Raw genomic sequence first — 14,872 nt, 5'->3', positions numbered from 1 at the left:
GTTCGGCGTCGGCAAAACCCGTTGGGGCATGCTTGCCCTGGTGTTCTTCGCCACCACCCTGAACTACATCGACCGTGCCGCGCTCGGCATCATGCAACCCGTGCTGGCCAAGGAAATGAGCTGGACGGCGATGGACTACGCCAACATCAACTTCTGGTTCCAGGTCGGTTACGCGATCGGCTTCCTGCTGCAGGGCCGGCTGATCGACAAGGTGGGGGTAAAACGCGCCTTCTTCTTCGCCGTGCTGCTGTGGAGCCTGGCCACCGGTGCTCACGGCCTGGCGACTTCGGCCGCCGGCTTCATGGTCTGCCGCTTCATCCTGGGCCTGACCGAGGCCGCCAACTACCCGGCCTGCGTCAAGACTGTACGGCTGTGGTTCCCGGCGGGTGAGCGGGCGATTGCCACCGGGCTGTTCAACGCCGGCACCAACGTCGGCGCCATGGTTACCCCGGCCCTGCTACCGCTGATTCTAGCCGTGTGGGGCTGGCAGGCCGCATTCATCGCCATGGGCAGCCTGGGCCTGGTGTGGGTGGTGCTGTGGCTGCTGAAGTACTACAACCCTGAAGACCACCCCAGCGTGCGACAAAGCGAGGTGCAGTACATCCAGCAGGATGACGAACCCGAGCCGACCCGCGTGCCGTTCAGCCGCATCCTGCGCCTGCGCGGGACCTGGGCTTTTGCGGTGGCCTATGCGATTACCGCGCCGGTGTTCTGGTTTTACCTGTATTGGCTGCCGCCGTTTCTTAACCAGCAGTACAGCCTGGGCATCAACGTGACCCAGATGGGTATCCCGCTGATCATCATCTGGCTGACGGCGGACTTTGGCAGCATCGGCGGCGGCATTCTGTCGTCGTGGCTGATCGGACGCGGCGTGCGTGCCACCACGGCGCGACTGGTATCCATGTTGATCTTTGCCTGCACCATGCTCAGCGTCATCTTTGCCGCCAACGCCAGTGGTCTGTGGGTGGCGGTGGCGGCCATCTCGCTGGCCGTGGGCGCGCACCAGGCGTGGACGGCGAATATCTGGAGCCTGGTGATGGACTACACGCCAAGGCACCTGGTGAGCACGGTGTTCGGCTTTGGCAGCATGTGTGCGGCAATTGGCGGCATGTTCATGACACAGATCGTCGGTAGCGTGCTGACCGCTACCCACAACAACTATGCCGTGCTGTTTACCATGATTCCGGCCATGTACTTCCTGGCGCTGGTGTGGATGTACTTCATGGCACCGCGCAAGGTCGAAAGCGCCTGAGTGCGCTAGTCACTTTCCTCTACGGGGCCCTTGCGGGCCCTTTTTTTGGTCTGGTGATCAGGCCATGACAGCGCGCCGTCGGTGTGAGCGCGCCGCCTGATCGAAGTCAGACTGTGGCCAACACAGCCTTGGCCTTCTCCAGCGCCATACGCGCGCGCTGTTCGCCGCTGATGCCTTGTTCCAGCAACTGCCGCGTGGGAATTTCCAGGCTTAGCGGTACGTTCGACGGCAAGGCGCGCAGCAAGCCTGCAAGGTCGGCATCACCCTCGCCCGGGAAGCGTCGCTCGTTACGTGCCTGGCGCAGGATCTCGTCCATGTCGGCCGGTACCGGGCCGGCAACGTCGCACAGCTGGGCATAGCGCATGCGCTGCGGCGCCAGTTGCGCCAGGTCGCCCAGTGAAGACCGGGAGCGGTTGAAATGGAACGCGTCCACCAGCACACAGCCGTTGGCGCGGTCGGCGTTGGCTACCACCCGCATGGCCTGGCGCAGGTCACGTACGTCGGTCCAAGGCATGAATTCCAGGTGCGGGTGAATGCCATAGCCCGCCGCCAGCTCACACAGGGCTGCAAAACGCTCGGTCAGGCGTGCTTCATCGGGGTCGTTGCCAGCCACCAGCAGTTCAGTGCCACCCAGTTCGGCGCCCACCGCAAGAATCGGTTCGAAATCAGCCACACAGGTCCCCGGCTTCAGGCGCAGGATTTCCAGGTCGAGCACCTTGATGCCGGTGTCACGCAGGCGCGCCTGGGTCTGCCGGCGCAACTCGGCATCAGCCACCAGCGGGAAGTGCTGCTCCTGCTCGGTGGCGGGCACCAGGCGCAGGCCAACGTGGCTATAACCGGCACGGGCTGCCGCCTCGACCATTTCTGGCGGGGACAGTTCGAGTACCGTCAGGGCGGCAAGGGAGAAAATACGGTCAGTCATTTATCGTCACCAAAAGCGTAGAGGTTGCGTCAGGCGATGTGCTCGGGCGCGCAGGCCCGGCCCGTTTCCGCCGCCTGGCGGATCGCTTCGATCAGCGCCAGCGTGCGGCCACCGTCGGCGGCATCGATCAGCGGTGCCTGTTCGCCCCGGGCAACCCGCACGAAGTGCTGCAACTGCAGGGTCAAGGCCTCGCCGGCGGGAATGCTCTCCTCGCTTTGAAGCAGCGGTGTGTGCCAGCCCGAGCCCGCCTCGGCGTAGTGCCAGCGCTTGAGCTGGGGAATGCTCAGCGCCCCTTGAGTGCCGGCCAGCAGGTAGCACGGCTGGCCATCCTGACGCGGATACACCGGGCTTTCGCCAGCGTCCAGCTCCCAGCTCCACGGCGCCGCCACCGCGTCGGAGCCGGTCAGGCTACCCAGTGCGCCGTTGGCGAACTGCAGCAGCACCGCCGCGCTGTCTTCGTTGGCAAACCCACGTACATCGTTACGGGTGAATGCCTGCACCTGTACCACCTCGCCGCACAGATGGCGCAGCAGGTCGAGGTCGTGGATCAGGTTGGTCAGCAGGAAGCCGGCGCCCGGTTCGCGGCGCCATGGGGTTTCGAAATAGCTGTCGGGTTTTTGCAGCTGCCACAGCGCGGTGACATTGATCAACCGGCCCAGCTTGCCGTCGGCAATCACCTGATGGGCCTTGGCGATCAGCGGGTTGTGCCGCCGGTGATGGCCGACCAATACGGGTACGCCACAACGGCGCGATGCTTCCACCAATGCGCGAACCTCATCCAGGTGCACGCCCACCGGTTTTTCGACCAGCACCGGCACGCCGGCTTCGACGCAATCCAGGGCGGTCGCCACATGCAGGTTGTTCGGGTTGGCGACAATTACTGCCTCGGGGCGTGCGCGCTCCAGCATCTGCCGGTGGTCGGCAAAACAGGGCACGCCGCATTCGGCGGCAAAAGCCTCGGCCTGCGGGCCGGGGTCGGCCACCGCACACAGCTGGGCGTGTGGCACATTGCGCAAGTGCTGATAGTGCTGGCGGCCCATGATGCCGGCGCCGATCAAGGCAATACGAAGGGGTGCGTTCAACAGCCTGTCCTCTTGTCATTGTTGTTGTATGAATTATGGAATTCGATTCCACAATTCATACAACACAATTTAGAACCAAGTTCAGCTTTTCAGAAGAACCCGCAGGACAAGCTGTTCGGTAATCGACCGGAAATGCGCGTCAGGCAAACAATTCGCTTGCCCGGCTGGCCGCCGACAGCTCTTGTGCAGCAGCCAGCAGTAGCGGCGCCAGCTCTGCCAGGCGGCTTTGCGCCATCCGTGCACTGGGCCCGGCAATGCTCAATACGCCGATCACCTCGTCAGTGTGCGGGCGGCGCACCACGGCAGCCAGGGCCGAGGTGCCGATGGCCGAGGTTTCCTCGACCCAGGCATAACCACGCTCGCGGGCACGGTGCAGGTAGGCGAGCAGCTCGTCGGTGGAGCGCGGTGCGTTGGGGCCGAACTGCGCAGGGTCGGCAATACCTTGGCGCAACACCATCTGCAGCGCCTGCTCATCGTCCAGGCTGGCCAGCCAGGCATGCCCGGACGCGGTGTAGAACAGCGGCGCATCGCGGCCCATGTCCGGGTCGTAGCGCAGCCCGGAACGGGCGCCCTGAGACTTGGCGATCCAGGTCTGGCGGGCACCGTCGATCACGCCAAGGCGCACCAGCTCACCGCTGTCCTGGGCCAGGCGGTCGAGAATCGGCTGGATTATGTCGGCACCGTTGCTCGACAGGTAGCGAAACCCCAAGGCCACCAGTTTGGCCGACAGTTGGTAACGGCTGTTGTCGCGGTTCTGCCGCACGTAGCCCAGCCGCACCAGCTCGGTGAGCATGCGGTGGGCGGCGCTTTTGGGAATGTCCAGGCGCTCGGCCAGGGTTTGCAACGGCAGCCCCCGGGGTTCGCCGGTAAGGGTTTCTACAAGACTGAAGGCGCGTTCGATCTGACTACCAGCCATGACTACAGGTCCCTGATTTTTTTTGCGGATTCTAGAAGATGATTCCATATGAGCGATAGCGGCCGCAGCGAAGTCGCGCTGAAGTGTCCGGTTATCGCCCAGTTGTTGCCTGCCCGGGCTGCCACGCCCTTGCGGGTAAAGGCGCTGCTGATAAAAATATGGAACCTTGTTCTAATAAAAATACAGGAATGCCGCGATGCCCTCAGCTGCTCTGGATACCGAATACGATGTACTGGTCATAGGCTCCGGCGCCGCCGGGCTGGCTGCGGCCGTGACGGCGGCCTGGCATGGGCAGAGGGTGATCGTGGTAGAGAAGGAGCCCGTGTTTGGCGGTGCCACCGCCTGGTCCGGCGGCTGGGCGTGGGTGCCACGTAACCCGCTGGCACAGCGGGCCGGCATCGTGGAGGACATCGAGCAGCCGCGAACTTACCTGCGCCATGAACTGGGGACGCACTACAACGCCGAGCGCGTCGATGCCTTTCTTGAGGCTTGCCCGCACATGGTGGCGTTTTTCGAGAAGCATACGGCGTTGCAGTTTGCCGATGGCAACGGCATCCCGGACATGCATGGCGACACACCGGGCGCAGCCCAGGGCGGGCACCAGGTGATCGCCGCACCTTATGATGCCCGCGAGGTAGGTGCCTTGCTGCCACGCCTGCGCAAGACCCTGCGCGAAACCTCGTTCATGGGCATGCCGATCATGGCCGGTGCCGACCTAGCAGCCTTCCTCAACATGACCCGTTCGCCCAAGGCACTGTTGCACGTGTGCAAGCGATTTGGCCGCCACCTGTATCACCTGGCGCGGTATGGTCGGGCGATGCACCTGGTCAACGGCGTGGCACTGGTGGCGCGGCTGGCCAAATCGGCACAGGACCTGGGTGTGCACCTGCAGGAGTCGGCGCCGGCCAAAAGCCTGCTGGTCGAGGATGGCCGGGTGTGCGGGGCTCGGGTGGCCACACCGCAGGGCGAGCGGCAGATCCGTGCCAAGGCAGTAGTGCTTGCAGCAGGTGGCTTCCCCAACGACAGCGCCCGGCGCCAGCAGCTGTTCCCGCGCGATGCCAGCGGCCACGACAACCTGGCCCTGCCGCCACAGGGGTGTTCCGGTGACGGGCTGCGCCTTGGCGAGGCGGCCGGCGGCGTGGTGGCCACCGACCTGAAATCGCCGGTGGCCTGGGCGCCGGTTTCGCGCGTGCCGCACCGCGATGGCAGCATCGGCCACTTCCCGCACATCATCGAGCGCGGCAAGCCGGGCATCATCGGCGTGCTGGCCAACGGCAAGCGCTTTGTCAATGAAGCGCATGGCTATTACGACTATGTGTCGGCCATGGTCGCGGCAGTGCCGCAGGGTGAAGAAGTGTGCTCGTGGCTGGTGTGCGATCATCGCTTCTTGCGCCGATTTGGCCTGGGCCATGCCCGCCCGGCACCGCTGCCGGTGTGGCCGCATGTGCGCAGCGGTTATCTCAAGCGGGGTGTCACGCTTGAAGCGCTGGCGGACGCCTGTGGCATTGAGCCGGCCGGGTTGCGCGCCACGGTCAGCGACTTCAACAAACATGCACGAAATGGCCAGGACCCGGCATTTGGCCGTGGCTCCACGCCGTTCAACCGCAAACAGGGCGACCCACAGCACAAGGGCCCCAACCCGTGTGTGGCGCCCATCGAACACGGGCCGTTCTATGCGGTGAAGGTGCAGCCTGGCTGCTTTGGTACCTTTGCCGGGTTGCGCACCGACGGCAGTGCCCGGGTGCTGGATGAAGCCGGGCAACCCATCACAGGCCTGTATGCGGCGGGTACCGACATGGCCAGCGTGTTTGGTGGCTGGTACCCGTCGGGCGGCATCAACCTGGGGCCAGCGCTGACCTTTGGCTATGTGGCCGGCCGGCACATTGCCGGGGTGCAGGCGTATGAGTGAGGTACGCCGAAAGGTTTGAGCCGGCCATCAGATCGAGCGCCGCCCGCGCGGCGCATCGCGATCTGTGCTCGCTCCTACGTTTGTTTCGGGCCAGTTACGCCTATGGCAGACGCGCGCGACCGCCTTGTTTATCGGCGCTACATCGCCATGCGCCAAGGTGTTCGCGCGCAAAAACACAGAATTAATTGGCCCGAAACAAACGTAGGAGCGAGCACAGATCGCGATGCGCCGTGCGGACGGCGCTCGGTCTCGCAGACACTTCAAACCTTAAGGCGTAAAGCGCTGTGTCCAGCAAATGAACACCCGAAAAACCGGCATGTGTTCAGTATGTGAACCCCCCCCCCACCACAAGCCCGGCATTTTGCACCCGCACCGCGTTGGCATGCCCCCTGCAACAAGCATCCGTGAACACAACAACACACAGGATGCTTTGCGTGAATACCTTACTGCCCAACGAACTCTGGAATGAGCGGCTGTTCACCGGTACCTGGGTACCCGGCGAACTGCCCGCTACCGCAATCACCTCACCCGGCAATGGCCAGGCACTGGGTACCTTGGCCAACGCCGGGGCCAGGCAGGTAGAGCAAAGTGCCCGCGTGGCCGCCACGGCCCAGCGCGGCTGGTATGCCCTGCCCTACGATGAACGCGCCAAAGTCCTGCGCAAGGCCGCCGCCATCGCCGAGCAGTACCAGGCCGAAATCGCCGACTGGATCGTCCGTGAAAGCGGCTCCACTCAGGCCAAGGCCGGCTTTGAAGCGTCCATCACCCTCAAGTCGCTGCACGAAGCCTGTGCCCTGCCCTCGCGCAGCCAGGGCGAAGTACTGCCGTCCAGCGCCGGCCGCCTGAGCATCGCCCGGCGCCGTCCGTTAGGTGTGATCGGGGTGATTTCGCCGTTCAATTTCCCGCTGTACCTGGCCATGCGCGCGGTTGCCCCGGCACTGGCCACGGGCAATGCGGTCGTGCTCAAGCCCGACCCGCGCACCGCTGTGTGTGGCGGCCATGTCATTGCCCGCATTTTCGAGCTGGCCGGTTTGCCGGCGGGCGTGCTGCATGTGCTGCCGGGCGGCGCAGAAGCCGGTGCTGCACTTACCGCGTCACCCAGCGTGGCAATGATCCAGTTCACCGGCTCTACCGCAGCCGGCCGCAAGGTTGGCGAGGCCGCCGGGCGCCACCTGAAAAAGGTCTCGCTGGAACTCGGTGGCAAGAACTCGCTGATCATCCTCGACGATGCCGACCTGGACCTGGCCATCGCCAACGCTACCTGGGGGGTGTACCTGCACCAAGGACAGATCTGCATGTCGACCGGCCGGGTACTGGTGCAACGCGGCATTTATGACGCCTTCGTCGAACGCCTGGTGGCCAAGGCACGCAGCCTGACCGTGGGTGACCCGGCCAGTGGCCAGGTTCATCTGGGCCCGCTGATCAACGCCGCTCAGCGCGACAACGCCTTGCGTATCGTCGAGGCCGCACACGCTGCCGGTGCGACGCTGGCAACCGGTGGTTCGGCAGACGGGCTGTTCTTCCAGCCGACCGTGCTCAGCGACGTTCAACGTGACAACCCGGCGTTTCATGAAGAGATCTTCGGCCCCGTGGCCGTGGTGGTGCCGTTCGACACTGACGCGCAGGCGGTGGACCTGGCCAACGACACCGACTACGGCCTGAGCGCTGCCATTTTGTCGCGCGACACTGGCCGTGCCCTGCGCCTGGGCGAGCAACTGCGCACCGGGCTGCTGCACATCAACGACCAGACCGTCAACGACGAGGTCATCAACCCCTTCGGCGGCGTCGGTGCATCCGGCAATGGCACCAGCATCGGTGGCGCCGCCAACTGGGAAGAGTTCACCCAATGGCAATGGCTGACCCTCAAGGGCGAAGCACCTGCCTACCCCCTGTAACCCCGGAGAACAATAACAATGACACCCCCTCTTATGCGCCCCATTCAGGCTGCCGTTACCCGTGGCAAAGGCGCCCCCTTCGTGCTGGAGCAGGCACGCATTCGTGCACCGCAAGGTGACGAGGTGCTGGTACGCATCGTGGCCACAGGCATGTGCCACACCGACATGATCGTGCGCGATCAGTATTACCCCGTGCCGCTGCCAGCGGTACTCGGCCACGAGGGCTCGGGTATCGTCGAGGCGGTTGGCCCGCTGGTGCAGAACCTGGCCGTGGGCGACCATGTGGTGATGACCTACGGCTACTGCGGCCACTGCCTGGCCTGCGACGCCGGCCAGGCGGCCTACTGCCAGGACTTTTTCGGGCGCAACTTCAGTGGCGCCGGCCCCGAAGGCGAGCATGCCCTGCAGGACGAACAGGGCCACGCCCTGAATGACCACTTCTTCGCCCAGTCGTCGTTCGCCACCTACGCACTGGGGCGTGAGAACAACACCGTACGCGTGCCCAAGGAAGCCCCCATCGAGCTACTCGGCCCGCTGGGCTGCGGCATCCAGACCGGTGCAGGTGCGGTGATCAATTCGCTGAAAGTCACGCCCGGCAGCGCCTTTGCCGCTTTTGGCGGTGGTGCGGTAGGCCTTTCGGCCGTGCTGGCCGCACAAGTGGCAGGCGCCGCCACCATCATCGCGGTCGACGTGGTGCCTTCGCGCCTGGCCCTGGCGCTGGAGTTGGGCGCCACCCATGTGGTCAACAGCCGCGAGGCCGACCCGGTCGCCGCCATCCGTGAAATCACCGGTGGCGGTGTGCAATTTGCACTGGAGTCCACCGGGCGCCCGGAAGTGCTGCGCCAGGCCGTGGATGCCCTTGGCAGCCGGGGCGCGCTGGGGGTGGTGGGCGCACCGCCGCTGGGCACCACCGCGCAATTCGACGTCAACGACCTGTTGCTGGGCGGCAAGGTCATCCGCGGCATCGTTGAGGGTGACAGCGTGCCGAAGAAGTTCATCCCCGAGCTGGTCAACCTGTACCTGCAAGGCCGCTTCGCCTTCGACAAGCTGGTGCGCTTCTACGACTTCGAGCAGATCAACCAGGCCGCCGAGGACAGCGAGAAAGGCCTGACCCTCAAGCCGATCATCCGCATCCAGAAATAAACCCTCAGGGGGCAGCCACGCGCTGCCCTCACCCCATAACAAGAACAAGGGAAACCCTGACATGACACGACTCTCCAGCCCTGCCTGGGGCGCGCTGGCCTGCGCGCTGGTTTCGGCCAAAGCCTTGGCCGTAGATGTGAATGCCGGTGACTACACCGCGCTGCCGCCAGGTACCAACGTCGCCGCCTGGTACCAGCAGTTCAGCCGCGCCGACCGCTTCAAGGGCGACGGCGCGCCCGACGCCACACACAACACCCGCCTGCGCGCCAACATCAGCATCCTGCGCCTGATTCACTTCACCGAAATCGGCGGCATAACGGTAGACCCGCAAATACTCCTGCCCTTCGGCCATGTCTACGACGTGAAGGTGGGCGGGCAGCCGCTGGGCAGCAACAGCGGCATGGCCGACCCGATCATCGGCGCCACGTTCTGGCTGGTGAACCAGCCGGGTGTGGGTGCCAGTGGCCGCTACTTCGGCATCACCCCGCTGCTGTACCTGCCATGGGGGCAGTATGACCGCGACGCCGGTGTGAACCTGGGCGAAAACCGCTGGAAAGGCGACCTGCAACTGGGCTGGGTGGAGCCGCTGTGGGGCCGCTGGTCGATGGAGTGGTATGCCGATGCCGTGCTCTACGGCAGCAATGACAAGGCCGGCAGCGGCAGCCAGACCTTGCGCCAAAACCCGACCTATCAGCTGCAGACCAACCTGCGCTATGACTTCAACCCGGCCCAGCGCCTGGCCTTGGGCTTCTCAGCCAGCGAGGGTGGCAAGCAGCACCTGTCAGGCGACTACACCGGGCAGAAGACCGAAGTGCAGCAAGTGCGCCTGGAGTTCCAGCAGATGGTCGGCAAGACCGTACAACTGAGCGGCCAGCTGACCCACGACACCCGCGTGATCGGCGGTTTCCAGGAAGACACCGGGGTCAACCTGCGAGCGCTGTTGCTGTTCTGATTGGCCCGCCAGCCTTGACGCGCTGCTGGCAGCGGCGCAACGTGCGCAGTCAGTAGCGTGCCGTCAACCCTCACAAGGTGTACCCATGGATCGCCTACAACTCCAGCTGCACAGCGCCCGCCAGCAGTTTGCCGACGGTTTGCCATTGCCCGCCGGGCTACTGCCCGAGCCTATCGAGCGCTCGTGGGAGCGTTCCAGGGCTGCCGGGCTCAGCCCCTGGCAGCCACGCCTGGCGCGCGGGCAACTGGATGTGCAGGCACTGACCGACGCAGACACCCAGCTGGCCGCCTGCGTGCAGCCCGAGCTGGAGCGCTTGTGGGAGCTGATTGGCGATTCCCACTGGATGCTGTTTTGCGTCAACCCGGAAAACCGTATTGTGCAAACGCGCAAGCCGGGCGGTATCGACAGCCCGCTGTCGGCCCTGCACGCCGGGCGCAGGGTCAGCGAGGTGGACGTCGGCACCACTGCCCCGGCCTGTACGCTGATGGACGGCCTGCCGGCCATCGTGGCCGGCAACCAGCATTACCTGCAGGAGTTTGCCCGGTTTTTCTGCGTCAGCGTGCCGCTGCGCGGGGTGAATGGCGAGTTGCTGGGGGCGCTGGACCTGACCGGTATCGGCACCCGTAATGCCGGGACCATGCTCGAACGCCTCAAGCATGCGGCGCTGGCCACCGAGAACAACTTTTTCCACGCGTTGCCGGGCTGCCGCATCCTGGAACTGCAACACGACCCCAGGCTGCTTGGCTCGCCGCTGCAGGCGTTGCTGGCCGTGCAAGACGATGGCACGGTGTACGCGGCCAACCGCGCCGCGCAACAATTGCTGGGGGTACCCGACTACCGCCCTGAGGGGCTGACCCTGGAGCACCTGTTTGACCGCCCCGGCCACAACGGCCTCGACGGTTCGCCGCAGTTGCTGGCCCTGGCCGATGGCTCACGCCTGTATGGTCGGCTGTTGGCGCAACCTGCGGCCAAAACTCGGCCACTTCGGCCCAGCCACACGCCGCTGGGCAGCGATCGGCGGGTTAATGCCCGCTTCGAAGACGCCTGCAAGGCCGTGACCGGTAACTTGCCGGTGCTGATCACCGGGCCAACCGGTTGCGGCAAGGAAGTGTTCGCCAAAGCCCTGCATGCCCACTGCTGCCCTCAGGCCCCGTTCGTTGCGATCAACTGCGCGGCCCTGCCCGAAAGCCTGATCGAAGCTGAGCTGTTCGGCTATACCGAAGGCAGCTTCACAGGCGCCCGCAAAGGCGGTGCCATGGGCCTGCTGGAGTCGGCCGGGGACGGGATCCTGCTGCTCGACGAAATTGGCGACATGCCGCTGGCCCTGCAAAGCCGGTTGCTGCGGGCACTGCAGGAACGGCAGGTCACCCGCATTGGCAGCACCACAGCATCGCCCTTCAACGCCCACATTGTCGCAGCCACACACAAAGACCTTGGCGCGCTGGTAGCCAACGGTGGTTTTCGCGAAGACCTGTTCTACCGCCTGGACGGCCTGCGTGTCAGCCTGCCCGGTCTGGAGCAGCGCTTGGATAAACAACAACTGATCGAAGCCTTCTTCCAGCGTCCGGGCTTTGCGCCGCTGCAGGCCGAGGCCAGGCGCCGGCTGCTGGCCTACCACTGGCCGGGCAACCTGCGGCAACTGGAGAACGTGGCGCGGCTGGTCGGGGTGCTGGCCGCGGGTGAGCCCAGCATAGGCGTGCAGCACCTGCCAGAAGACCTGCAAGGCCAGCCGGTCGCGCCGCCGCGCTCGCTTTCAGACGCCACCCACGACGTGATCGAGCGCGCTTTGCTGGCCCATGAGGGCAATGTCAGTGCTGCCGCCAAGGCGCTGGGTATTTCCCGTACCACCTTGTACAAGCGCCTGGGTTCGCGCTAGCACTCAGGCCGGGCAGCGCATCTGCGCCAGCCAGTACGGCACATCCACCTCGTCGATCTGCTCGGCACGCAGGAACCGCTCGGCATACTGGCGGTACACCCCGCTGCTGAGGAACAGCGCCAGCAGTTGCCCGTCGATGTGCCGGTCACGGGCCATGAACACCAGGATCTTCACCGATTCGGACAACGTCTTCGGCGGCTTGTAAGGCCGGTCGGCCGCCGTCAGTGCTTCAAATATGTCGGCAATGGCCATTACCCGCTCGGCAATGCCCAGGTCATGCTCACCCAGCCGGCGTGGGTAGCCGCTGCCATCCAGCTTTTCATGGTGGTTGCCGGCGATGGCCGGTACGCGTCTCATCTGACGCGGAAACGGCAGCGAGCTGAGCATGATGATGGTTTGCACGATGTGCTCGTTGATCTTGAAACGCTCCTCGTCATTCAGCGTGCCGCGCCGGATCGACAGGTTATACAGCTCGCCGTGGTTGCTGGCGTGGGCTGGCAGGCGCATGTCGAAGCCCCATCGGTTGTACGGGTCGCCCTTGGTCACCGGGGGCTTGCGTTCGCCCCAGGGCACCCGATGCTCGGGGCGGTCGGCCAGCAGCGGTTCGTCTACCGGCAGCGCGGGTTGCGGCACGCCGGAATAGCGCTGCGCCTCATCGCGGGAGATACCCAGGCGGTTGTCGAAGTGGCGCCGCCAGCGCTGCTGGCTGATCTGCTGCAGGCGTTCGATATCGGCATCCTGCATGAACTCGCCGCCGATGTTAGCCTGGGCGACAAAGGCGAAGTCATCCTGCAGCCGGGCCTGGCTCTGGGCTAGCGCGGTTTGCAGCACCTTCGGGTCGGCGCCGCTGGCCAGGCCTTGCCAGTAGGCCAGTTCGGCATCACGCCACAGCACTTCAAACCGCATGCGTATTTCATGGATACGGTTGTACAGGGTCTCCAGCTTGGTCGCCTTGTCCACCACGTACTCCGGGCTGGTGACCTTGCCGCAGTCGTGCAGCCAGGCCGCTACGCGAAATTCGTAGCGTTCGGCTTCAGTCATGCTGAAGCTGGCATAGGGGCCGCTGTCGGCGGCCACCACCTGGTCCAGCAGCATCTGCGCCAGTTGCGGCACACGCTCGCAGTGGCCACCGGTGTAGGGGCTTTTGGCATCGATGGCGTCAGCCAGCAACTTGATCATGGCATCCATCAGGCGTTGCTGGGCTTCGGCCAGCTGGCGTGTCTCGATGGCCACTGCCGCCACGCCAGATAGCTCTTCGACAAATTGCCGGAACGGTTGGCCCAGCTGGTCGCGCGCCTGCGCTTCATCCAGTTGCAGCACCAGAATGCCCAGCAGCGCCTGGCTACGGTCTTTCAGCACCACGGCCTGGCTGCGCTCGTCCAGGCCGAGGGCCTGCGTCACCGCTGCGGCCAGCGTGCGCCGGGCGCCCTCATCCACGGCAAGCTCGCCGGGGTACTGCTCACCCCGGCAGGCGGCGGCCAGGCGCAGCAGCGCGTGCTCGGCGTCGAACAAATACACCACACCGGCCTCGACACCGGCAGCGTGCACCAGGTGAGCCAGAACACCGTCGAGCATACGCGCCAGGTCACGCTCGCGGCTGAGCGTGAGGGTAATGGCCTGGAAACCGCGAATGGTGCCGGCCATGCGGCTCAATACATGGCTCAGTTCTCGTACTTCGGACACCTGCGATTTCACCCCCACTTCGCGGCTGAAATCAAAGTTGGCCAAGCCCTGCACCTGTTCAGCCAGCACCTTCAGCGGGCGGACGATACGCCGGCCGAGCACACCGCCAAGTACCAGCAGCACGGCCATCAACGCCAAGGTCCAGAGCAGCTGCTCGAACAACACCTGGCGCGCACCGGCCAGCAGTTCATGGCCTGGCACGGCAATCAACACCTGCAGATCCTGCCCGGCCAGGCTGGTCAGCGGAATGCGCATGCCATACCAGGTCTGGCCGTCCACCTGATACGGCTGTGCCTGCGTGCCTGACGGCAGGTCAGCGTACAGGTGCTGCAGGCTTGCAATGTTCAGCTCGCTGATGCGCGACAGGCGCACGCCCTGCCCTTCACGCACGATCACCCGCTGCAAGTCCGGGTAGGCCACAACATTGCCCTGGTCGTCGAGCACGGCAATTTCGGTGCCGGGGGTGATGCGCAAGCCCTGGGTTTCGCTGGCCAGGTCGTTGACCGAAACATCCATGCCTATCACCGTTTCTCCGTCAACGCTGCGCTGTGCCAGGGTCAGGCCGATTTCACGGGTAGTGAAGAACACGTACGGCGGCGTCAGCACAGTGGCGGGCTGCGCACTGGCTTCGGCAAACCACGGGCGTGTACGCGGGTCGTAGCGGTATTCGGGTTTGGCCTGGGCCTGCAACAGGTTCAACGCCTGGTCGTAGTAGCGCCACTCGCCCTGCACTACCCCGCCCTCGCCACGGCTGACACGCTGCACCAGAAACGCCGTGCCCGGCGGCGCGGCGAAGCGCTGCAGCAACTGCGGGTCACGCAGCCGGCGCACCAACAGGAAATCGCCGCTGGGGTAGCCCATGTAGGCGGCACTGAGCATGCGGTTGGCATTCAGCGTTTCGACCAGTTGCGGCAGCCGTTCCAGGCGCTGCGCCTGGGTATGCGCAGCAGGGTTGTGAGCCAGCAGGCGGATGCTGCTTTGCACCGGGTCGATCAGGCGCCGGGCGCGCTCGTCGATAGTCTTGCCCACCTGCTGGGCTGTATCGCCGGCGGCGGCCACCAGGGTCTGGCGGATACCGCGATAGCCCTGCCAGGCCAGCGCGGCACCCAGCAACAGCATGCCCAGCACGATGGCCAGCGCCACCAGCCATTGCAGTGAAATGCCACGCCAGGTCCTCCCGGTATCACGACCCGTCGACACGCAGCCCATCCCAGGTACTCCATGTGAGGCAAATTGAGGGAG

10 protein-coding genes and 1 pseudogene are annotated in these 14,872 nt (G+C 65.0%); 7 read left to right on the top strand and 4 right to left on the bottom strand.

The features are described from left to right. Window positions 1-1,252: MFS transporter (locus ACF8MI_RS25475; protein ID WP_392518059.1), on the top strand; the 1,252-nt coding region annotated here is incomplete at its 5' end. Between the two features lie 106 nt (window positions 1,253-1,358). Here ACF8MI_RS25475 and ACF8MI_RS25470 read toward each other — a convergent pair. The 3 genes from ACF8MI_RS25470 to ACF8MI_RS25460 form a co-directional block, all read right to left on the bottom strand. Then, window positions 1,359-2,174, bottom strand: a complete 816-nt coding sequence (locus ACF8MI_RS25470) for a sugar phosphate isomerase/epimerase (protein ID WP_104835039.1) — start codon at window positions 2,172-2,174, stop codon at window positions 1,359-1,361. 29 nt (window positions 2,175-2,203) lie between these two features. Then, entirely contained in the window at window positions 2,204-3,256 is a 1,053-nt protein-coding gene (locus tag ACF8MI_RS25465; protein ID WP_082426399.1) for a Gfo/Idh/MocA family protein, read from the bottom strand. A 139-nt stretch (window positions 3,257-3,395) separates the two neighbouring features. After that, window positions 3,396-4,172, bottom strand: coding sequence for an IclR family transcriptional regulator (locus ACF8MI_RS25460; RefSeq protein WP_060499239.1), 777 nt, complete (start codon window positions 4,170-4,172; stop codon window positions 3,396-3,398). A gap of 196 nt (window positions 4,173-4,368) precedes the next feature. On the opposite strand from ACF8MI_RS25460, the gene ACF8MI_RS25455 reads away from it, so the two are divergent. From ACF8MI_RS25455 to ACF8MI_RS25430, 6 genes and pseudogenes are all read left to right on the top strand, one after another. Further along, window positions 4,369-6,081: an FAD-dependent oxidoreductase gene (locus ACF8MI_RS25455; RefSeq protein WP_060499240.1), complete on the top strand. Its 1,713-nt coding sequence runs from the start codon at window positions 4,369-4,371 to the stop codon at window positions 6,079-6,081. A gap of 425 nt (window positions 6,082-6,506) precedes the next feature. Further along, the gene (locus ACF8MI_RS25450; RefSeq protein ID WP_156866776.1) at window positions 6,507-7,976 is read left to right on the top strand and encodes a benzaldehyde dehydrogenase; all 1,470 of its coding nucleotides are present in this window, start codon (window positions 6,507-6,509) and stop codon (window positions 7,974-7,976) included. Window positions 7,977-7,994: 18 nt separating this feature from the next. Next, window positions 7,995-9,119: an NAD(P)-dependent alcohol dehydrogenase gene (locus ACF8MI_RS25445; protein ID WP_104835041.1), complete on the top strand. Its 1,125-nt coding sequence runs from the start codon at window positions 7,995-7,997 to the stop codon at window positions 9,117-9,119. A 61-nt stretch (window positions 9,120-9,180) separates the two neighbouring features. Beyond that, complete coding sequence (locus ACF8MI_RS25440; RefSeq protein WP_060499243.1) at window positions 9,181-10,071, top strand: transporter; 891 nt, start codon at window positions 9,181-9,183, stop codon at window positions 10,069-10,071. A gap of 85 nt (window positions 10,072-10,156) precedes the next feature. After that, a pseudogene (locus ACF8MI_RS25435) lies at window positions 10,157-11,575 on the top strand (sigma-54-dependent Fis family transcriptional regulator); the annotation flags it as partial. A 285-nt stretch (window positions 11,576-11,860) separates the two neighbouring features. Further along, entirely contained in the window at window positions 11,861-11,947 is an 87-nt protein-coding gene (locus ACF8MI_RS25430) for a helix-turn-helix domain-containing protein (protein WP_371920925.1), read from the top strand. 3 nt (window positions 11,948-11,950) lie between these two features. On the opposite strand, the gene ACF8MI_RS25425 is transcribed toward ACF8MI_RS25430, so the two are convergent. After that, complete coding sequence (locus tag ACF8MI_RS25425) at window positions 11,951-14,839, bottom strand: HD domain-containing phosphohydrolase (protein WP_200928534.1); 2,889 nt, start codon at window positions 14,837-14,839, stop codon at window positions 11,951-11,953. Window positions 14,840-14,872 lie beyond the last annotated feature (33 nt).

Source organism: Pseudomonas sp. yb_9 (genome assembly GCF_043103635.1).
Classification (GTDB): domain Bacteria; phylum Pseudomonadota; class Gammaproteobacteria; order Pseudomonadales; family Pseudomonadaceae; genus Aquipseudomonas; species Aquipseudomonas monteilii.
This window is presented reverse-complemented; position numbering and strand designations above follow the sequence as displayed.

Coding starts and splice junctions, on each gene's coding strand:
- ACF8MI_RS25455 (WP_060499240.1), top strand. CDS start 4,369: ATGCCCTCAGCTGCTCTGGATACCGAATACGATGTACTGGTCATAGGC.
- ACF8MI_RS25460 (WP_060499239.1), bottom strand. CDS start 4,172: ATGGCTGGTAGTCAGATCGAACGCGCCTTCAGTCTTGTAGAAACCCTT.
- ACF8MI_RS25440 (WP_060499243.1), top strand. CDS start 9,181: ATGACACGACTCTCCAGCCCTGCCTGGGGCGCGCTGGCCTGCGCGCTG.
- ACF8MI_RS25450 (WP_156866776.1), top strand. CDS start 6,507: ATGCTTTGCGTGAATACCTTACTGCCCAACGAACTCTGGAATGAGCGG.
- ACF8MI_RS25470 (WP_104835039.1), bottom strand. CDS start 2,174: ATGACTGACCGTATTTTCTCCCTTGCCGCCCTGACGGTACTCGAACTG.
- ACF8MI_RS25425 (WP_200928534.1), bottom strand. CDS start 14,839: ATGGGCTGCGTGTCGACGGGTCGTGATACCGGGAGGACCTGGCGTGGC.
- ACF8MI_RS25445 (WP_104835041.1), top strand. CDS start 7,995: ATGACACCCCCTCTTATGCGCCCCATTCAGGCTGCCGTTACCCGTGGC.